At 71.1% G+C, this 18,783-nt stretch carries 20 protein-coding genes; 11 read left to right on the forward strand and 9 right to left on the reverse strand.

Annotation, left to right across the window (positions count from 1 at the left end):
- Nucleotides 1-2: 2 nt before the first annotated feature.
- The 5 genes from FHW12_RS14840 to FHW12_RS14860 all read right to left on the reverse strand — a co-directional run bounded on the left by FHW12_RS14840 (nt 3) and on the right by FHW12_RS14860 (nt 4,739).
- Nucleotides 3-716 carry a GGDEF domain-containing protein gene (locus FHW12_RS14840; protein ID WP_182531824.1) on the reverse strand — a complete coding sequence of 238 codons (714 nt, stop codon included), beginning with the start codon at nt 714-716 and terminating at the stop codon, nt 3-5.
- Between the two features lie 8 nt (nt 717-724).
- Nucleotides 725-1,126, reverse strand: coding sequence for a DUF1987 domain-containing protein (locus tag FHW12_RS14845; RefSeq protein ID WP_182531825.1), 402 nt, complete (start codon nt 1,124-1,126; stop codon nt 725-727).
- A 4-nt stretch (nt 1,127-1,130) separates the two neighbouring features.
- The gene (locus FHW12_RS14850) at nt 1,131-1,682 is read right to left on the reverse strand and encodes a SiaB family protein kinase (protein ID WP_182531826.1); all 552 of its coding nucleotides are present in this window, start codon (nt 1,680-1,682) and stop codon (nt 1,131-1,133) included.
- A complete protein-coding gene (locus FHW12_RS14855) occupies nt 1,679-2,929 on the reverse strand; it encodes a SpoIIE family protein phosphatase (protein ID WP_220484482.1) in 1,251 nt (416 codons plus the stop codon). The genes FHW12_RS14850 and FHW12_RS14855 overlap by 4 nt, the downstream gene beginning before the upstream one ends.
- A gap of 484 nt (nt 2,930-3,413) precedes the next feature.
- Complete coding sequence (locus FHW12_RS14860; protein WP_182531827.1) at nt 3,414-4,739, reverse strand: right-handed parallel beta-helix repeat-containing protein; 1,326 nt, start codon at nt 4,737-4,739, stop codon at nt 3,414-3,416.
- Between the two features lie 196 nt (nt 4,740-4,935).
- Between FHW12_RS14860 and FHW12_RS14865 the strand changes: the two genes are divergently transcribed.
- Entirely contained in the window at nt 4,936-5,214 is a 279-nt protein-coding gene (locus tag FHW12_RS14865) for a hypothetical protein (protein ID WP_182531828.1), read from the forward strand.
- A 21-nt stretch (nt 5,215-5,235) separates the two neighbouring features.
- Here FHW12_RS14865 and FHW12_RS14870 read toward each other — a convergent pair whose 3' ends face one another.
- Nucleotides 5,236-6,513 (reverse strand): acetyl-CoA C-acyltransferase, encoded by a 1,278-nt coding sequence (locus tag FHW12_RS14870; RefSeq protein ID WP_182531829.1) that lies wholly within the window; start codon nt 6,511-6,513, stop codon nt 5,236-5,238.
- 141 nt (nt 6,514-6,654) lie between these two features.
- Here FHW12_RS14870 and FHW12_RS14875 point away from each other — a divergent pair, with 141 nt between their 5' ends.
- Together FHW12_RS14875 and FHW12_RS14880 are read left to right on the forward strand one after the other, a co-directional pair.
- Entirely contained in the window at nt 6,655-7,851 is a 1,197-nt protein-coding gene (locus tag FHW12_RS14875) for a glycosyltransferase (protein ID WP_182531830.1), read from the forward strand.
- Nucleotides 7,852-7,993: 142 nt separating this feature from the next.
- Nucleotides 7,994-8,578, forward strand: a complete 585-nt coding sequence (locus FHW12_RS14880) for a hypothetical protein (RefSeq protein WP_182531831.1) — start codon at nt 7,994-7,996, stop codon at nt 8,576-8,578.
- A gap of 83 nt (nt 8,579-8,661) precedes the next feature.
- Here FHW12_RS14880 and FHW12_RS14885 read toward each other — a convergent pair whose 3' ends face one another.
- Nucleotides 8,662-8,967, reverse strand: coding sequence for a YkgJ family cysteine cluster protein (locus FHW12_RS14885; RefSeq protein ID WP_182531832.1), 306 nt, complete (start codon nt 8,965-8,967; stop codon nt 8,662-8,664).
- A 451-nt stretch (nt 8,968-9,418) separates the two neighbouring features.
- Here FHW12_RS14885 and FHW12_RS14890 point away from each other — a divergent pair, with 451 nt between their 5' ends.
- Nucleotides 9,419-9,799 carry a PAN domain-containing protein gene (locus FHW12_RS14890; protein ID WP_182531833.1) on the forward strand — a complete coding sequence of 127 codons (381 nt, stop codon included), beginning with the start codon at nt 9,419-9,421 and terminating at the stop codon, nt 9,797-9,799.
- Here the strand turns inward: FHW12_RS14890 and FHW12_RS14895 are convergent.
- Nucleotides 9,796-11,196 carry an amidohydrolase family protein gene (locus tag FHW12_RS14895; RefSeq protein ID WP_182531834.1) on the reverse strand — a complete coding sequence of 467 codons (1,401 nt, stop codon included), beginning with the start codon at nt 11,194-11,196 and terminating at the stop codon, nt 9,796-9,798. The two genes, FHW12_RS14890 and FHW12_RS14895, sit on opposite strands and share 4 nt — an antisense overlap.
- A 145-nt stretch (nt 11,197-11,341) precedes the next feature.
- Between FHW12_RS14895 and FHW12_RS14900 the strand changes: the two genes are divergently transcribed.
- The 7 genes from FHW12_RS14900 (at nt 11,342) to FHW12_RS14930 (ending at nt 16,410) form a co-directional block, all read left to right on the forward strand.
- Nucleotides 11,342-11,707, forward strand: coding sequence for a DUF4398 domain-containing protein (locus tag FHW12_RS14900; RefSeq protein ID WP_182531835.1), 366 nt, complete (start codon nt 11,342-11,344; stop codon nt 11,705-11,707).
- On the forward strand, nt 11,704-12,513 hold the full coding sequence (locus FHW12_RS14905; protein ID WP_182531836.1) for a hypothetical protein: 810 nt from the start codon (nt 11,704-11,706) through the stop codon (nt 12,511-12,513). Before FHW12_RS14900 ends, FHW12_RS14905 begins: the two co-directional genes overlap by 4 nt.
- A 38-nt stretch (nt 12,514-12,551) precedes the next feature.
- Entirely contained in the window at nt 12,552-13,034 is a 483-nt protein-coding gene (locus FHW12_RS14910; protein WP_182531837.1) for a hypothetical protein, read from the forward strand.
- 122 nt (nt 13,035-13,156) lie between these two features.
- Nucleotides 13,157-13,651 carry a hypothetical protein gene (locus FHW12_RS14915; protein WP_182531838.1) on the forward strand — a complete coding sequence of 165 codons (495 nt, stop codon included), beginning with the start codon at nt 13,157-13,159 and terminating at the stop codon, nt 13,649-13,651.
- Between the two features lie 82 nt (nt 13,652-13,733).
- Complete coding sequence (locus FHW12_RS14920; protein WP_182531839.1) at nt 13,734-14,693, forward strand: bifunctional enoyl-CoA hydratase/phosphate acetyltransferase; 960 nt, start codon at nt 13,734-13,736, stop codon at nt 14,691-14,693.
- Nucleotides 14,690-15,850: an acetate/propionate family kinase gene (locus FHW12_RS14925; protein WP_182531840.1), complete on the forward strand. Its 1,161-nt coding sequence runs from the start codon at nt 14,690-14,692 to the stop codon at nt 15,848-15,850. Before FHW12_RS14920 ends, FHW12_RS14925 begins: the two co-directional genes overlap by 4 nt.
- Nucleotides 15,847-16,410 carry a hypothetical protein gene (locus FHW12_RS14930; protein ID WP_182531841.1) on the forward strand — a complete coding sequence of 188 codons (564 nt, stop codon included), beginning with the start codon at nt 15,847-15,849 and terminating at the stop codon, nt 16,408-16,410. Before FHW12_RS14925 ends, FHW12_RS14930 begins: the two co-directional genes overlap by 4 nt.
- Nucleotides 16,411-16,435: 25 nt before the next feature.
- Here FHW12_RS14930 and FHW12_RS14935 read toward each other — a convergent pair whose 3' ends face one another.
- On the reverse strand, nt 16,436-18,757 hold the full coding sequence (locus FHW12_RS14935) for a hypothetical protein (protein WP_182531842.1): 2,322 nt from the start codon (nt 18,755-18,757) through the stop codon (nt 16,436-16,438).
- Nucleotides 18,758-18,783 lie beyond the last annotated feature (26 nt).

Consider the following 18,783-nt stretch of genomic DNA (forward strand, 5'->3'; position numbering starts at 1 on the left):
GGTCAGGCGTCGACGTCGGCGAGCACGACGCGGTTGCGACCTGCGCGCTTGGCTTCGTAGAGCGCGGCGTCGGCGCGCGCGTAGGCGTGATCGAAGTCGCTGCCCGCGCTGTTCCAGCTCACGCCGAAACTCGCGGTGACCGCGCCCGCGCCGGCGAACGGAGCGGCGGCGATCGCTGCGCGCATGCGTTCGGCGAGCATGCCGGCGACGTCGAGGTCGAGCGAAGGCAGCACGACCGTGAACTCCTCGCCGCCGACGCGGCCGAGCTGCACCTCGGCCCGCAGCGCGCTGCGCAGCCGGCGCACGAGTTCGACGATGACCGCGTCGCCGGCCGGATGGCCGTAGCTGTCGTTGATGCGCTTGAAGTGGTCGATGTCGAGCACGACCAGCGACAGCGGCCCGCGTTGCAGGTGCTGGCTGACCAGGTCGATCACCGCGGCGCGGTTGAGCTCACCGGTGAGGGCGTCGTGGCGCGCCTTGTGGTCGAGCTGCTCGGCGAGCCGGCGCAGGCTCGCGTTGAGCTCGCTGAGTTCGCGCTCCTGGCGGTCGGAGTGGCGGATCAGCCGGCGCATCTCGCGCATCAGGCGCGTGTAGCGCGCGATCAGTTCGCCGAGTTCGGCGCGGTAGGCAGCGCTGTCCTCGCCATTGCGCGCGTGCATGGCGACCGCCCGCGCGAGCGCGGCTTCCTCGGCCTGGAACAGGTCGAAGCCGGACATCGCGTCGCTCAGGCGTCCACCGCGATGTCGCGGAAGTCGAGCGCGGGGAACTCCTCGTGCAGCTCGGCGCCGAACTCCTCGATCGTGTCGTCGTCGACGTCGTGGTGCCAGTTCAGCACGACGCGCGTGCCTGCTCCGGCGGCCTCGTTGAGCGCGTCGAACAACGCGAACAGCATCTTCGTGCTCGAGCTGTTGAAGTAGGTGAGGGCGACGTCGAAGGTGACTTCGCCGGCGCCGGCGAGGCCGGTGAGGTAGGCGCGCACGCGCGCGACGAGGTCGCCGTAGAACGCGGCGGCGTTCTCCGGGTACGACTCGCCCTTCAACGCGAGGCGGTGTTCGCTGAAACGGAAGTCGACCTCGGGCGAGGTGCCGGTGGCGGCCACGTGGAGGTCGCTGGATTCGCTGTTCATCGGATCAGATCGTCGCCTTGAGGTAGAACATCACGGTATCGCCGTCGTGCGGGGTGAACTCGAACTCGAGTGGCCCGCTCGCGTCGCGCGCGACGGTGAGGAAACCGAGCCCGGCGCCCTTGCTGCCTTCTTCGGGCTCGGCGCGCAGCGTCTCGCGGTAGGCGCGCTTGATCTCGTCGATGGTCATCGAGCGCAGCGGTTCGAGTTTGCGGCGCAATGCATCGACGTCGGTGCGCGCGACCGGGTTCGCGCACAGGAGGTAGTAGTGTTCGCCCTCCGCGCCGATGCACACCGAGCCCTGGCGCACCTGCCCGTCGCGCTGCTCCGGCGGCGTCAGCGCACCGGCCGAGTAGTGCGTGATGTTCTGCGCCATCTCGACGAAGCACGAGAACAGCTTGCGTCGCGTCGAGGCGACCGGCTCGGCCTGCTCGAACTGCAGGCGGATCGCCTCGGCCATCGCCGACACGGTGTTCTGCGAGAAATAGCCGAAGTAGTAGAAGACGATGCGGCGCCGGGCCACGGACGCGCTGAAGTCGCGGAACTCGCTGTAGTTCATGGGGTCGCCGTCGAGGGAGCGCGGAAGCAGAACAGGGTGAGGTCGTCACGGCGCGCGTGGCCCGCCTGGTAGTCGGCGTGTTCGTGCAGCAGGGCGTCGACGAACGCCGGCATCGGCAGCGCGCGCTCGCGCCGCATCGCCTCGCGCAGGCGGCGCTTGCCGTAGGCGACGTGTCGCGCGCCGCCGATCTGGTCGATCAGGCCGTCGCTGCACAGGCACACGATGCTGCCCGGCGTGAGCAGGAACTCGCGATTGGTCCAGGCGTGCTCCATCGGCGTGCCGACGTAGCCGAGGCCGAGTCGCTCGCCGTCGATCGTGCGCACCTCGTCGGCGCCGGGTTCGAGCAGGTGCAGCGGGATGCGCGAGCCGGCGAAGCGCAGGGTCGAACCCGCGCGATCGAACCACAGCGCGATCGCGTCGAGGCCGTCGTCGGACGCGCCGAAGTCGTCGCGCGCTTCGGTCTGCGCGAGCGCGGACTTGATGCTGCGGTTGAGTTCGCCGAGCAGGCGCGCGGGGTCGCGCGGCCCGGCCTGCTCGAGGCTGCGCGCCAGCCACGACGAGGAGATCAGGGTCATGAACGCGCCCGGCACGCCGTGGCCGGTGCAGTCGGCGAGCATGAAGAACCAGCCGTCCGCGTGTTCGCTGAAATGGTAGAAGTCGCCGCCGACGATGTCGCGCGGCTGCCAGGCGAGCGCGGCGTCGGCGAGCGTGCGCGCGAGCGCTTCCTGCGACGGCCGCAGCATCGCGCGCTGGATCACGCTCGCGTAGTCGATGCTCTGCAGGATCTGGCGGTTTTTCTCCGCCTGCAGCTGGGCGACGACGCGCATGAGGTCGAGGCCGGAGCCGACGCCCGCGAAGCGGCCGTCGCGCACGATGAGGAAGCCGTCGGTGAGCGCCTTGCCGCCGGATTCGACGATCGCGAACGCGGTGTCCTCGATCGTCGTCTGCGCTTCGACCACGAGCGGTTCGCGTTCCATGAACGCGGTGCATGCCTTGCGCTCGTAGAGTTCGCGATGGAACGGCTTGGCGAGCTCGGACATGAAGACGTGTCGCTTGATCATGCCGAGCGGCTTTTCGTCCTCGAGCACGGGCAGCGTCGCGAGTTCGGGGTGGCGACCGAACAGTTCGAGCACGAGCGCGTTGGTCGCGTTCGATGCGACCGTCGGCGACGGCGCGCACAGGTCGGCCGCGCGCGGTTGCGGCAGGTGGCGGTCGCGGGCCATCGTCAGCGGGCTGGCCGGGTGCATCGGCGGTTCGTCGGTCGGATCGAATCACCGAGCTTGCGTCAGTTTTGTGACTGCCGCGTGACACGGCCGTCGCGCCATCCCGGTTGTTGTCAACCCCGGATTGTGTGCGCCAGTTCGCAGTGCGCATGTGCACCGGTCGACCCGACGAGCGTTGGACCGCACACGGAACCTGGCGCCGGCAACCGTGAAGATATGCATCAGCTGCACGGCGCCCCCGCGCCGATGCAACGAGCAAGCCCCGAACCGCGTCGCGCGTGAGCGTCACGCACCGGACCTTTCCAATCAGGTACCGGGATCGTCCCGCCGGATGCGGGACCAGGGAACGAGCCAGGGATGGTGGCCACGGACGGTATTGCGCCTAGCGTGTTCCAGCCCCCGCGCGAGCGGGGGCTTTTTTCTAGTAGGCCCGACCAGCGCCGCGCCGCCGGCGCGGATGTGCAACCACCGCCGGTCGATCTTCGATCGCCCGGCCTGCGACCCCGGATCAGTCGAACCCGTTCGCGAAGATCCCGTCCCCCGCGAGTTCGATCGCGCCGATGTCGATCACGCCGTCGACGGCGCGGCCGATCGCGCCGCCGACCGGCAGGAGCGCGCGCTTCGGCTGGAAGTGCGGCGGGAACAGGGCGGCGGCGACCGCGTAGCCGGGAATCGGCTGCGGCGCGTCGTCGCCGGCATCGTGCAATGCACCCGCGAGCGTCGGCGCGAGGTCGAGTGCGGCGACGTTAGCAAAGCCGGGATTCGTGCCACTCAGCGTGCCGGTCCACTCGGCCGGCACGAAGGTCGCGCCGGTCGGCACCCAGTTGCGGCTGCCGCCGACCTGGCGTCCGTTCGCCCACACCGCTTCGACCGTTCGCTCGACGCGGATCGTGCCGCCCGCGCTCGCGTACAGCACGTTGTTGTGCGCCTCCACGGCCTGGATGCCCTCGAAGATGCGGAACACCGTCGCGTCCTGGCCCGATGTCACGAGGATCGTGTTGTTGACGAAGCGCGCGCGACCCTTGCTCTGGCCGGAGCCGTCCCCGCCGACGCGGATCACCGCGCCGAACGCGGGATTGCTGTGCACGATCACGTTGCCGACGACGTCCTGGTCCTCACGCACGAGGTCGATGCTCCAGCCGTCCTGCTGCGTGGCTTCGTCGGGGCCGATCAGTTCGAGTTCGTGGTAGGCCGCGCCTTCGAACCAGTTGTAGTAGATCTGGCTGCGCTCGTGACGGTCCTTGAGCAGGTTGCCGCCGTTGCCGTCGTGCACGTAGCAGTACTGCATGCGGAACAGCGAACCCGGATGCGCGATCTCGTCGCTCTGGATGTAGAGCGGGTGCTGCGAGGTGCCGTTGCCGGCGTCGTAGATCTCGCTGTATTCGAGCGTGAACGACCCCGAGAACTGGTCCGTGCTGAGGATGCCGTGCGCGGCGCAGCCGTGGATCACGCTGTCGCGCACGGTGACGTCGTGCGCGCCCTGCAGGATGCAGCGTGCGCTGCCGCCGGTGACCTCGAAGCCCTCGAACACGAGATGGTCGGACTGGCGGAACTCGACCGTGTTGCCGCCGCCCGAGATCACCGGGCGCAGGCCGTTCACGCGCACGCCGCGGATGACGAGCGGATGGCCGTCGCTGCCGCCCGCTTGTTCCGGCACGACCACGCCGCCCGGATACGTCGCGTTGCCGTCGACTTCGACGACGTCGTCGGCACCGAGCGCGACCGCGGCGAACAGCGCGTTCAACGTGTGGTACGTGCGCGTCGGGCCGACCTGGTAGGTCGCGGCATGCACGGGCAGGGCGGCGCAGAGCACTAGGAGGATCAGACGGCGCATGGCAGGTTCCGTGCGTGGGAAGGCGGCGCATCTTCGCGTGCGCGCGGTGTCGTCGCAGCGGCGCGTGTCGCAGTTTGCACGGCCGATGGCATGGCGCAGCCGGCGCGAGAATGGCGCTCATCGGTCGTGCGTCGCCGTCCCGTCGCGATCATCGAGTGGAGTAGGCCAAATGAAGGATCCAGCGGCATCATCGACCGTGAGCGCGAAACGTCGGCACGTCGATTCCATCGTCGCGGCGCTCGCCAGGCACGCGCAGCGTGCCACCTATGGAGCCGTCGGTGGCGTCGTCGGCCTGCCTGCGCGCTCGGTGATGTCAGGATGCGCGCGCACGCCGGCGAACTCCTTCGTCGTCTCCGCGAAGGCGGGCGTGCCTACCGGTTACGCAGGATCCGAATGCGATCCCGCGCTGAAGTCGCGCGCCGGCGTCATCGACACCGCGACGGCGCTCTCCCATTGGCTCGGCCAGCGCACCTAGTGTTCCGCAAGCGGAGCGGCTCTACGCACGCTCCAGCAACGCGACCGTCCCCTGGCCACCGTCCGTGCAGATGCTCACGATCGCGCGCGAGCCGGGCTCGAGCGCATCGAGTTCCTTGATCGCCTGGCTCAGGATGCGCGCGCCGGTCGCGCCGAACGGATGACCGAGCGCGACGCTGCCGCCGTGCGGGTTCATGCGCTCGCGCGGGAACGGGCCGAGGTCGTCGGCGACGCCGGCCTTGTCGCGCACGAATGCACCATCCTCGAGCGCCTTGAGGTGGAACAGCACCTGCGAGGCGAACGCCTCGTGGATTTCCCAGAGGTGGATGTCGGCGTACTTGAGGCCGTTGCGCGCGAGCAGGCGCGGGATCGCGAACGCGGGCGCCATGAGCAGGCCCTCGACGCGGAAGTCGACCGCGGCGATCTCGAAATCGAGCAGGCGTGCGCGCGGCGTGCGCGGCGGCAGTTTGGCGAGGCCCGCCGTGGTCGCGACCCACAGTCCCGCGGCGCCGTCGGTGAGCAGCGAGGAATTGCCGGCGGTCATCGTGCCCTTGCCGCTCGTGCGGTCGAACGCGGGCGGCAGCTTCGCGAGTTTCTCGAGCGAGGTGTCGCGACGCGGGATCGTGTCGCTCGCGACGTCGTCGGTCGGCACGACGAGGTCGTCGAAGAAACCGCCGTCCCAGCCTGCGACCGCGCGGCGATGGCTCTCGAGCGCGTACGCGTCCTGCTCGGCGCGACCGATGTCCCACTGCTTGGCGGTGATCTCGGTGTGTTCGCCCATGCTGAGGCCGGTCGTGCGGTTGGTCACCGCGGGCACGTAGAGGCCGACGTCGCCGGCGCGGATCTCCGCCGCGTGCGCGATCTTCTGGCCGAGCGAACGCGCGTGCTGGAAGCCGCGCAGCCAGTCCGACAGCGGCTGGCTCAGGCCGATCTGGATCTTGCTGAGGCTGTCGACGCCGCCGACGAGCGCGAGCTGGCGGCTCGTGTCGTTGAGCATGCCGGCCGCCTCGAACGCGGCGACCATGCTCGTGCCGCAGGCCATCACGGTCGAGAACGCGGGCACGGTCGCGCCGACGCCCGCGTCCATGAGCACTTCCCGCGCGATGTTGCTCCAGGTGAGGTTCGGCACGACGTGGCCCCAGACGAAGAAGTCGGGCAGGCCGCCGTGCAACTGGTCGACCATGTGGCGCGCGACGCGCACCGACAGCTGGATCGCGTCCAGCCCGGCGAGCGGGCCGTCGACCTTCGCGAACGGCGTGCGGACGCCCGCCGCCAGCCAGACATCGCCCGTGGTGCGCATGCAGGTCTCCTCGCCTCGGCAGGAAGCCGCCAGCGTACCGCGGCGCCCGCCGGATCGCCACGCCGCGTGTGTCAAACGCGTGACACTTCTGCGACGCAGACTCCGCCGCGCCGCGACCCGCGGCGGCGGGCGCGCGCACGAATGAAGATCCTCATGCTGTCGGACGTCTACTTCCCGCGCGTCAACGGCGTGTCGACGTCGATCCAGACGTTCTGCCGCGAACTCGTCGCGCTCGGCCACGAGGTCGCCATCGTCGCGCCCGACTACGGCAGCGACGCGCACGCCGACGCGTTCGAGCTGATCCGCCTGCCGTCGCGCCGCATCGCGTTCGATCCCGAGGACCGGCTGATCAAGGCGGGCGCGCTGCGCGAGCTGCTGCCGCGCCTCGCCAAGCGCCACTGGAGCGTGATCCATGTCCACACGCCGTTCCGAGCGCACCAGCTCGGCGTGCGCCTCGCGCGCGCGAGCGGCCGGCCGACGATCGAGAGCTACCACACGTACTTCGAGCAGTACGTCGCGGCGTATCTGCCGTGGTTGCCGAACCGCCTCGGCCGCTGGGCCGTGCGCGCGTTCTCGCGCCGCCTGTGCGCCGACGTCGACCACCTGCTCGTGCCGTCGCAGCAGATGGCCGACGTGCTCGCCGCCTACGGCATCGACACGCCATCGACGATCGTGCCGACCGGCGTGCGCCTCGACGAGTTCCACGGTGGCGACGGTGCGCGCTTCCGTGCCGCGCACGGCCTCGCGCCGGACGCGCCCGTGCTCGTCACCGTCGGTCGCGTCGCCATCGAGAAGAACATCGCGTTCCTGCTCGAGGTCGTGCGCGGCCTCGTCGCCGAATTCCCGCGCCTCGTGTTCGTGATCGCAGGCGAAGGGCCCGATGCGCCGCGCCTCGCCGCGCTGGTCGAACAGTTCGGCCTCGGCGCGCACGTGCGCTTCGTCGGCAACCTCGATCGCCGCGCGGGCCTGCTCGACTGCTATCGCGCGGCCGACGTGTTCGTGTTCGCCTCCCGCACCGAGACGCAGGGACTCGTGCTCATCGAGGCGATGGCGCTCGGCGTGCCGATCGTCTCGACCGCGGCGATGGGCGCGGCGAGCGTGCTCGAGGGCGCGCGCAGCGCGCGGGTCAGCGCCGAAGACGTCGACGAATTCACGACCGCGGTCGGCGCATTGCTGCGCTCGCCTGCGCTGCGACAGGCGCTCGCGGCGGCGGGGCCGGCCGACGCGCACGCATGGAGTGCGTCCGCGCTCATGCGACGCGTGGTGGACCTGTACGCACGGCTCGATGCAGGCGCCGACGCGCGTGCGACGGCGCGCGGCGCGGTCGGCGCGGGATGAACGCGGCGCGCATGTCGCCACCGTGTCACGTCGACCGCGCAGACTCGTGCCGTTCTGCTCGGAACATTCGGTCGCCCTCGCGGGCGGCCCTTTTTTTGCACGGCTGGCCGTGGTGCACGACGCGGCGCATCATCGCCGCACGATGGACGCTGCGGTCGGACTGAAGGCGCGTACGGGCAGGGCGATCCTCGTCGCGATTGGTGCGAGTGGCGATGCCCGGCTCGTGCTCGAGCGCTCCCAGATGCCGTTGCTGCCGCCGGGCGCGTTCGCGCCGTACCACGCGGCCGAAGGACTCGCGCCCATGGCGGCGCAGGCGAGCATCGACCACGACATCGCCGACGCGCATCGGCTCGCCGTCGACGGCGTTGGCGCGGCGATCGCCCGCCTCGCGTCGGCGGGACACGTCGTGCGCGCCTGCGGCGTGCTGGTGGGGCCGGGCATGCCCGGCTGGAGCACGGCCGAGATCCTCGCCGTGCACGTGCGCATGCACCAGGCTGAAGGCGAACTGTTCCGCGACGTGCTCGTCGCAGGCGCGCGCGCGTGCGGCCGGGTGCCGCTCACGCTCTCGGAGAAGGCGGCGCTCGACCAAGCCGCGCGTGTGCTCGGCGCGACGCGGGCGCAGCTCGACGCGCGCATCGCCGCGCTCGGCAAGCAGGCGGGCGCTCCGTGGGGCAAGGACCAGAAGGAAGCTGCCGCGGTCGCGCTGGCTGCGTTGCACGCAGCGTGATCGAGATCGCGCGGATCCCGCAGGGCGATCACGCGGCTGCTCGCCGCAGACCCGGCGCGCGCGCCGTCGCGTCGGCGACATGCTCAGCCGATCAGGGTGATCGGTATGCGCCGCGTTCCGGCCGCGTAGGCCGCGCGTTCGGCGAGGCAATATGGGCCGCCCATCGAAAAACGTCGGCATGCGGCGGGACGTTGTGCGTAGATGCTGCAGCACATGCGCTCGCGGTCGAGCGCGAGGCACCAGCCATCCTCGCCGTGCGCCATGAGGTCGAGGTCGCCGCGGTGCACGACGTAGGCGCTGGGCACGACGTCCTCTGCCGAAAGCACGACGGTGAGGCGGCAGCACACCGCATCGCAGTCGTGGCAATGGACGCTGCGGTCGCGGCTCATGGCCGGATGCGCGTGGCGCGCTCGCAGCAACGAAAGCGAAATGATGTCGTCGCGTCCGGACGTCGCTGCCGGCGAGCGGCGTGGTGGCCGATGCGAGGGCGGGTGCAGCGCGTCGCGTGGTCGTGCATGGGCGCTCCAGGTGGACGCCGCACCGGAGCTCGGTGCGGAGACGCGTGGATGGGAGCGAAGCGGACGACGAGAGAAGTCGGTCGGGACGCGCGGGACGACGTAACGCGGAACGATCCTACACCCCGACGTGCTCCGGCGATACGCCGGCATCGGGCCAGGGCGTGCACGGGCGAGGCGACGGGGCTCGCGTCGGAATTTTCGTACATGCGCCCGCGCGATTTGCCGCTCGTGCGGCGAGCGGCGGCGATGCAACCTCGGCATGCTGCGGGCGCGCGCCAAGCGGGTTGCGCGCCCGCATCGTGGGAGATTCGGGAAGAAGATCATGTCCGGGTCGACGGGGCGTGTCGCGGGTTTCGTCTGGCTGCTGGTGCTCGGCATCGTCGCCTGGCAAGCCTATCTCGGGATCACGATCCAGGAGGTCGGCATCCCGGGCGTGTTCGGCGTGAAGTTCGGCAACCGGCCGCCGCCACCCCCGCCCCCGCCGACGATGTCGGCGATCGAGCGCGACATCGACCGCTTCGGATCCGACTACAAGGACTTCGTCTCCGGCACGATCGACGCCTGCCTGCAGGAATGCGCGCGCGACGCGCACTGCAAGGCGGTTTCATTCAACCGTGCCTCCGAGCAGTGCTGGATGAAGGGTGCGGTCGCGTTGCGGCGCGACCACCCGGGGTTCGATTCGGCAGTGAAGATCGGCGACTAGCGCGCATCGTCGCGCGGCGGGCCTGGACGCAGCAATGCGTCGAGGTCGGCGCGACGCAGCAGGCGTCCGCCCAGCAGCACGGCGTCGATCCGGCGCGTGTTGCGCACGTCGCGCAGCGGATCGGCCGCGAACAGCACGAGGTCGGCCCGCTTGCCGGGGGCGACCGTTCCACTCGTCGCGGTGATGCCGAGGAAGCGCGCAGGCGCGAGCGTCGCCGCGCGCAATGCATCGCGTGGCGCGTAGCCCGCGTCGACGAGCCGTTCCAGTTCGTCGTGCAGCGAGAAGCCGGGATACACCTCGGGCATCGGCGCGTCCGTGCCTGCCATGATGGGCACCTTCGCGCGGTGGAACGTTGCGGTGATCGCGCGCGAAACCTCCCAGCGCCGCCGCGCGAGCGGATCCGGATGCGCGGCGATGTCGCCGAGGATGCGCGACCAGCGTGTGCGCTCGTCCGCGCGCAGAAGGAGCCAGCGCGGATCCGCGTCCGGCGCCGTGCCGCGATGCGTTTCCACCCACGGCAGCACGAGCGTCGGTACCTGCCACTGGCCACTCGCCGCGAGGCGCCGCGCGATGCGCGCGCACGTGCCGCGGTCGAAGGCGTCGAGGGCGCGGGATTCCTGCGCGTCGCGCAGCGCGGCCAGCGCGTCGCCGGTGAGTCCGGCGCGCTCCCGCAGCAACGTGTCTTCGATCGAGGAGCACGCTTCGTATGCCTGCATGAGATGCTCGTCGGTGCGCTGGCCGCGCGCGGCCGCCTCGAGTAGCGTGACCGAGGCCGGCACGTGGCCGGCTACCGGCAGCGCGCGCTCCTGCGCGGCGGCGAGGATCGCCTGCCATTGCGGCGCGCCGACCTCGGAGAACACTTTCACGAAGTCGGCGCCGCCGTCGCCGATCGCGGCGATCGCCGCCGGTGCGTCCGACGCCTCGCGCACCCACGCGGCGATGCCCGCGGCGAGCACGCGCGGCGCGATCCGCTCGCCGGCGTCCGTTTCGCGCCGCCATTGCTCCAGCAACGCGATCGACGCGGCGTCCGCGTTCATCTCGCGCACGCCGGTGACGCCGTTGGCGACGAACAGCGGCAGCGCCCAGTCGTTCGGCGCCCGGTGCGACACGATGTTGAACAGGTGCACGTGCATGTCGACGAGCCCCGGCACGAGCCAGCGGCCGCGACCGTCGACGCGCACGGCACCGTCCGGAATGCGCGCGTCGCTCGCGCGCACGATCGCGGTGATGCGATCGCCGTCGACGAGCACGGTGCGATGAGGTGCGTCGCGGCCGCCGTCGACGTCGACCACGGTGACGTCGACGATCGCGACGCCGGCAGCGCCGGCGACGCGCAAGACGGCCGTGCAGGCGAGCGCGGCGAGGGCGAAGCGGCGTGACGGGGACCAAGGGCGCATGGAGATTCCCGCGAGGGTCGGCGCAGCCTAGCGCATCGCGCGAAAGGAAACGAAGCCTGAAGCGCGCGCGCCGGGTTTCGGCGGCGTTCAACTCGCGCGCTCCAGGCTCGATCCGCCGACCCGGCACGAATGGTCCGGAGAACCCATGAACACGATACGCAGTGTCCTCGCCGTCGCGCTCGCCGCATCGTGCGGCTTCGCGCAGGCGATCGATCGCGACGCCGCGCAACTCGAGCTCGCGCAGGCCGCGACCGCCGTGCAGGCGGCCGAGCGCGACGATGCGATGCGCTACGCGCCGCGCGACCTCGACGAAGCGCACGCGACGTTCGAGGTCGCGCAGCGCGCGGCCGACGCACGCGAGTGGAACGACGCGGCGTACTACGCCGAACGCGCGAAAGTGAACGGTGATCTCGCCTCGGCGCGCTCGCGCCAGCAACGCGCCGAGGCGGCGACCGAAGAGATCCGTCGCAGCGTTGATGCGCTGCGCGCCGAGACGGGAGGTGCGCCATGAAACGTTCGTCCTCGATGATGCGGATCGCGCCTCTCCGGCCCCTGCTGCTCGCGGCTGCGATCGCCGGCGTTGCCGCATGCGCGACGACGCCGCACGGACCGCCGCCGGAGATCGTGCGGCTGCAGCAGGAACAGGATCGCCTGCACGCCGATCCGCGCATCGCCGCGAACGGCGGTGTCGAACTCGCCAACGCCGATGCCGCGCTCGCGGCCCTGTCGGCGAATGCGCGCGCGCTCGATTCGCGCTCGTACCAGCAAGGCGTGTATCTCACCGACAAGCTGCAGCAGGTCGCCGAGGCGAGCGCGCTCGCGCGCGACGCGGAGGCGCGCGGTGAGCAGCTCGGCTTCGAGCGCGACCGCCTCGGCGCGCGCGGCGTGCGCGGCGAGATGCGCGTCGTCGCGGCGAGCCAGGACCTCGACATGCGCGAGCGCGCGCCGCTGCCCGATTCGCGCGCGCGCCTGTTCGCGATCCAGCGCGAGCTGGTCGGCAGCGAATCTTCGGTCGACGAACGCGGCCTCGTCGTGCGCCTCGCCGACTTCAACTTCGGCCCGGGCGAAACCGGGCTCACCGCGAGTGGCGAGCGCTCGCTGACGAACCTCGCGCGTGCGCTCGACGACGAGCCGCGCGCGAACGTGAGCATCGTCGCCTACGGCGACCGCGGCCTGCCGCGTGCGCATGCACGGGTCGTGCGCGACTACCTCGACGCGCGCGGCATCGACCCGGTCCGGCTCGACGTGCGCGAAGCGCATCGCGATACGCCGCCCGGTGGTGCGCGGGGCGACGTGCTCGTCGTCGTGCGCGAATAGGCCGAGCCTCGCCATCCAAAGAACGGAGACCCCATGTCATGAATCCCATCCTCGCGAATTTCCGTACGCTCGGACTGTCGGCCGCCTTGCTCGTCGGCTTCGCCGTCGCCAACGCGCAGACGAGCCCGCCACCGCCGCCGCCCGCAGCGCCGCCCGTGAACACGTCGACGCCGCCCGCGCCGTCGACGCCGCCGGTCAACACCGCGACGCCACCGGTGAACGCCACGCCGCCACCGATCGGTACGCCGACTAACGACGGCCGTCAGAACGCGAACCGCCAGCAGGACGTGCCGCGCGACGCGAACGGCAACCCGCTGCCGGCCACCGGTTCGACCGTGAACGCGCCGCCCGCGGCACCGCAGCCGCTCGACTTCGGCATGCTCGATACCGACAAGGCGGGTGCGATCAAGCTCGAACAGGCGCGCAACGACCCGTGGCTGCGCCAGCACTTCGCTGCCTGCGACATCAACCACAACGACGAAGTCACGCAGAGCGAATACGAGAAGTGCACGCGTCGATGAGGTCGCCGATCGACGGCGGATGATCCCCACGGGCGACGCAGCGCGCGTCGCGCTCCGGCATCCGCAGGATTTGCGCGGGCCCACCGCAGCGCGGAGAATGCCGGCGCGGGCAGGGGACGAACATGATGACGACGACGCGCATGCTGCTGCTGGTCGTGGTATTGGCGGCGTTCTACATCCTCGCGTCCGGCAGCGCGCTGCCGGACGTGGTCGCCGCGCATTTCCGAGCCGGCGGCGCCGCCGACGGAGCGATGACGCGCGGCGCGTACCTCACGCTGATGATCGGCGTCGCGACCGTGCTGCCGCTGCTCATCGTGCTGCCGATGCGCCTGGTCGGGCGCATGCCGGCGGCGCTGCTGTCGCTGCCGAACAAGCACTACTGGCTCGCGCCCGAACGCGTGGCGCAGACGCGTGCCTGGCTCGCCGACCAGTGCGCCGGCTACGGCATCCTGCTCTGCGTGTTCCTCTGTTACGTGCACACGCTCGTCGTGCGCGCGCACGCGCGCACGCCACCGCACCTCGACGAGCGCCTCATGTTCGGCGGACTGGTCGCGTTCGGCATCCTCGCGGCGACGTGGCTCGTGCGCTTCCTGTTGCATTTCCGCGCGCCGCGTTGACGTCCGTCCGCGGTCGCGCGGGCGGTCGCGCGGGCCGCGTTCCACGGTAGGATGGGTGACCACGGGGAGAGCGGAGTCGTCCATGCCTTCAGTGCCGCCGGCGACATCGCCGATCGACGAACACGCGCACGGTGGCTACGAGCGCCTGCTGCGCGCCGCGCAGGCATTGCCGCCGATCCGCGTCGCGGTCGCGCATCCGTGCAGTCGCGAGGCGCTCGAAGCGGCGATCGAGGCGCGCGATGCCGATCTCATCGTGCCCGTGCTGGTCGGGCCGCGTGCGCGCATCGACGCGCTCGCGGTCGAGGCCGGCCTCTCGCTCGACGGCGTCGAGCGCGTCGACGTCGAACACAGTCATGCGGCGGCCGCGGCCGCGGTCGCGCTCGCGCGCGAGTGCAAGGTCGACGCTGTCATGAAGGGCAGCCTGCACACGGACGAACTGCTGCACGCCGCGCTCGATCGCGAGAACGGCCTGCGCACCGCGCGGCGCGTCTCGCATGCGTTCCTCATGGACGTGCCGATGTACCCGCGGCCGATGCTCATCACCGACGCCGCGGTGAACATCGCGCCGACGCTGGCAGAGAAGGCCGACATCGTGCAGAACGCGATCGATCTCATGCACCGCGTCGGCTACGAACGCCCGCGCGTCGCGATCCTGTCGGCGGTGGAAACGGTCAATCCGGCGATCGCCTCGACGGTGGAAGCCGCCGCGCTGTGCAAGATGGCCGATCGCGGCCAGATCACCGGCGGCGTCCTCGACGGCCCCCTCGCTTTCGACAACGCGGTCAGCGAGGAGGCGGCGCGCATCAAGGGCATCGACTCGCCGGTCGCCGGTCGCGCCGACGTGCTCGTCGTGCCCGACCTCGAATCGGGCAACATGCTCTACAAGCAGCTCGTCTACCTCGCGGGCGCCGACGCGGCCGGCGTCGTGCTCGGCGCCCGCGTGCCGATCATCCTAACCAGCCGAGCGGACAGCGTGCGCATCCGCCTGGCTTCGTGCGCGCTCGCGGTCCTGCTCGCGCAACCCCGGAGGCCTGCGTCGTGAGTTCCGTGCTGCTCGTCGTCAACGCCGGTTCCTCGAGCCTCAAGTTCGCCGTGTTCGGCGTGGACACGCGCCTGTCGCGGCTTGGGGGCGGCCAGGTCGAACGCATCGGTCGCGGTCCGCGCCTGCGCGCGGTGCGCCCCGGCGAAACAACGCGCCTGTTGCCGTTGCCCGCGGATGCCGGCCAGGCCGAAGCGTTCGACGCGATGCTGCGCTGGTTCGACGCCGAGTTCGGCGATCGTGCGCTCGCGATCGTCGGCCATCGCGTCGTGCACGGCGGCATGTCCTACACTGCCCCCGTGCGCGTCGACGATGCCATGCTCGCGCGACTCGAAACGCTCGATCCGATCGTGCCGTTGCACCAGCCGTACAACCTCGCGGCGATCCGCCGCCTGCGCGAGCGCGCGCCGCAGGTGCCGCAGCTCGCATGCTTCGACACCGCGTTCCACGCGCAGTGGCCCGACGTGGCGCGCCGCTTCGCGCTGCCGCGCGCGCTGCACGACGAGGGCGTGCGGCGGTACGGATTCCACGGCCTTTCCTACGACTACCTCGCGGGCGAAGCGCACCGGCTCGAACCGAAGGCGCGCCGCGTCGTCATCGCCCATCTCGGCAGCGGCGCGAGCGTGTGCGCGGTCGACGGCGGCCGCTCGATCGACTGCTCGCTCGGTTTCACCGCGCTCGACGGGTTGCCGATGGGCACGCGTTGCGGTCCGCTCGATCCGGGCGTCGCGTTCCACCTGCTGCGTGCCGGTGCGGCGACGCCGGCCGCGGTCGAGAAGATGCTGTACCAGGACAGCGGCCTGCTCGGCGTGTCGGGCATCAGCGCGGACATGCGCGAGCTGCTCGCGAGCCCCGCGGCGGAGGCGCGCGAGGCGGTCGACCTGTTCGCCTACCACTGCACGCGCCAGGTTGCGGCGATGACCGCAGCGCTCGGCGGCATCGACGCGCTCGTGTTCAGCGGTGGCATCGGCGAGAACGCGGCTGCCGTGCGCGAGCGCGTCTGCGCACCGCTCGGCTTCCTCGGCGTCGCACTCGATGCCGCGGCGAACGCGCGCAACGCCGAACGCATCGGCGCTGGGCGCGTGCCCGTGCTGGTCGTGCCGACCGACGAGGAAATCGTCATCGCGCGCGCATGCCGCGACGCCCTCGCCTCCGCGTGAACGCGGACGCGATTGCGGTCGACGTGGTGGTCGCCGCGTTGCGACGGCACGGCTGGCGCATCGAGGCACCCACGCGAGCGACGCTGCCAGCGGAGTTCGCCACGCGCTACGTCGCGCCGTTGCCCGATGCGCTCGTCGCGTGGATGGGCGCGTTCGCGAGTTGCGTCGACCCCGCCGATCGCGCCTGGTTCGTCACGCTCGACGGCATCCGCACCGACCTCGAACGCGAAGGCGAGGTCGAGGGCTTCGCGTTCGATGCATTCGAACGCATGTCGATGGAAGCGGCCGCCGATGATGCGCTCGCGCAGGCGCAAGTCGAAACCTTCTGGCGCGCGCACGTGCCGCTGCTCCTGTCGGTATACGGCAGCTATCAGTATTTCGCGCTCGCGCTCGACGGCGAGCGGCGCGGTGCCGTCGTCTACGGCTGCGAACCCGAGTTCGAGGAAACCGAAACGGTTGCCGATTCGCTGCCGGCGTTCCTACAGCGCCTCGTCGACGTGCTCGACGGTGGCGACGACGTCGCGCCGTTCTCGTTCGCACTGCCGGTACGGGAACCGTGAGGCAGCACACCGGCGACGGCCGGGCTCATTCGAAGCCGTTCGCGAAGACCATGTCGTCGACGAGGGCGAAGCGCGCGACGTTCGCCGACAGCCAGCCGCCCGCGTGCGCGAACAGCCCGCCGATGAACACATCGTCGTCGCGTACGGTGATCGCGCTGACGTAGCCGCTGGCATCGATGCCGTTGTTGCCGTAGCCGAGTGCATGGACGCCACTGCCGTCGACGAGTGCGACGCCCACGGCGCGCGCGCCGCCCGCCTTGTCGAACGAGCCACCGACGAACAAGCCGCGCGGCGACGCGGAGAGCGAGGTGACGAAGCCGGGGTAGATGTCCATGTAGGTGACGCCGTTGCCGAGCGCGGTGGTCACCGCCGACCACTGGGTGCCGTCCCAGCGCGCGATGCTGTTCGCGGGCACGCCACCGGCGTGGGAGAAGTAGCCGCCGACATAGAGGTAGCCGTCGCTGACCGCGAGCGCCATGCCCTGGCCGTCGAGACCGCCGGCGACGTCGACCCAGGCGCTGCCGTTCCAGGCTGCGATGTAGTTCATCGGCACGCCGCCGACATCGGTGAAATAGCCGGTCGCGTACAGGCGCCCCTGGTACCAGGCGACCGCGTTCGGCGCGGAATCGATGCCGGCGCCGAACGCGTGCCACGCCACGCCGTCCCACATCGCGACGTTGTTGACGTTGATTCCGCCCGCGCCGCCGAACCAGCCGCTCGCGTAGACGTCGGTGCCGTCGACGAAGATCGACATCGGCCCGCTGTCGGTGCCTTCGCCGAGATCGTGCGCGATCGCACCGTCCCAGCGCCGGATGCAGCAGCTGCCCGGGTCCGGATAGAAGTAGCCGCCGATGTAGAGGTCGTTGCCGGAGGCGGCCAGCGCGTTCGTGAAAGCGGGGATCTCCGCCGAGATCAGCGGCGCCCACGCATTGCCGTCCCAGCAGGCGATCGAGCCGGTGCCGGTGTGCATCTCGCCGAAGCCGCCGAAGCACGGTTCGGACGCGTAGCTCGCCGCGGCGAGCGGGGAGGCGAACAAGCCCTGTCCCGCAGGCGCGGCCAGTGCGGCCCAGGTGCCGTTCCACAGCGCGATGAAATGCGCGGGCGTGCTGCCACCGACCTGGCGGAAGTCGCCGCCGACCGCGACCGCGACGACACCGGCTGCGAGCGTGCTCACGGCGCCGAATCCGGCCTGCACGCCGCCACCGACGTCGCCGAACGCGCTGCCGTTCCAGAGCGCGAGGTTCTCGTGCGGCGCGCCGCCGGCATCGTCGAAGTCGCCGCCGACGAACAGGCCGGACAGCGTGCCGACGAGTGCGTTGACGGGACCATCGACGCCGCCGCCGATCTCGACCCAGTCGTCGCCGTCGAAACGTGCAAGATGAGCGATCGGCGTGAGACCGCTCGCCTGCATCCTGCCGCCCGCGTAGACGGAACCGTTCCATCCCGCGAGTGCGTAGACGTCGTCGTCGAATCCCTCGCCCGGCTGCGACCAGCCATTGCCATCCCACGCGGCAACGTGGTTCGCAGGCACGCCCCCGGCGTGGTCGAAGTCGCCGCCGGCGTAGACGACGCCGGCGTACACGCTGATCGCGCGCACCGACGCGGTGCCGAGCACGCGCGTCATGCCGCTGCCGAGCGTCGACCAGGTTTGCGTCACGCTGTTCCAGCGCGCGATCGACGCCGCGGGTTGGCCGCCTGCGCTCTCGAATCGGCCGCCGACGTAGAGATCGTTGCCGCTCGCGGCGAGCGCGTAGACGAAATAGCTGCCGCCGAAGCCGGAGACGCCGTCACCGAGCGCGTGCCATTGCGTGCCGTCCCAGCGCGCGACGCCGCTGACCGGCACGCCGCCCGCATCGCTGATCTGGCCGGCGACGTAGATGTCGTTGCCGATCGCGACCATCGCCTCGATGCGCGAGTTCGTTCCGCTGCCGAGCGCCGACCAGGTGCTGCCGTTCCAGCGCGCGATGGAAGTCGCCGGCTGGTCGCCGCAGATGCCGAAGCTCCCTGCGACGTAGAGATCGCCGTTGGCGGCGAACGTGGAAGCGCCGATGGTGCCGCCGCAGCCTTCCGGCAAGCCGCCGAAGCCATGCCACACGCCGCCGGCCGGTGCGGTGTCCAGCGGCGAACCAGGATTGCGTGTCGCTGCGACACCACCGACGCGATTCGGCGCGACGATCCGCGGCAGGCGCGCCTCCGCCAGCGCGCGCAGGTCTGCCGGCGCGTTCGCTGCGGGCGATGGCACCGTCGCGATCGGCAGGCTCGCGCGGGTCGTCGCTGCGGTCGTGGCGAAGCCAACGGAAAGCATCACGGCGGTGAGCGCCGACGTGGCGAAGCGATGCGTGCGCATCCGGATCCCCTTCCGAAACGGACCGG

The organism is Dokdonella fugitiva, from assembly GCF_014138265.1.
GTDB lineage: Bacteria > Pseudomonadota > Gammaproteobacteria > Xanthomonadales > Rhodanobacteraceae > Dokdonella_A > Dokdonella_A fugitiva_A.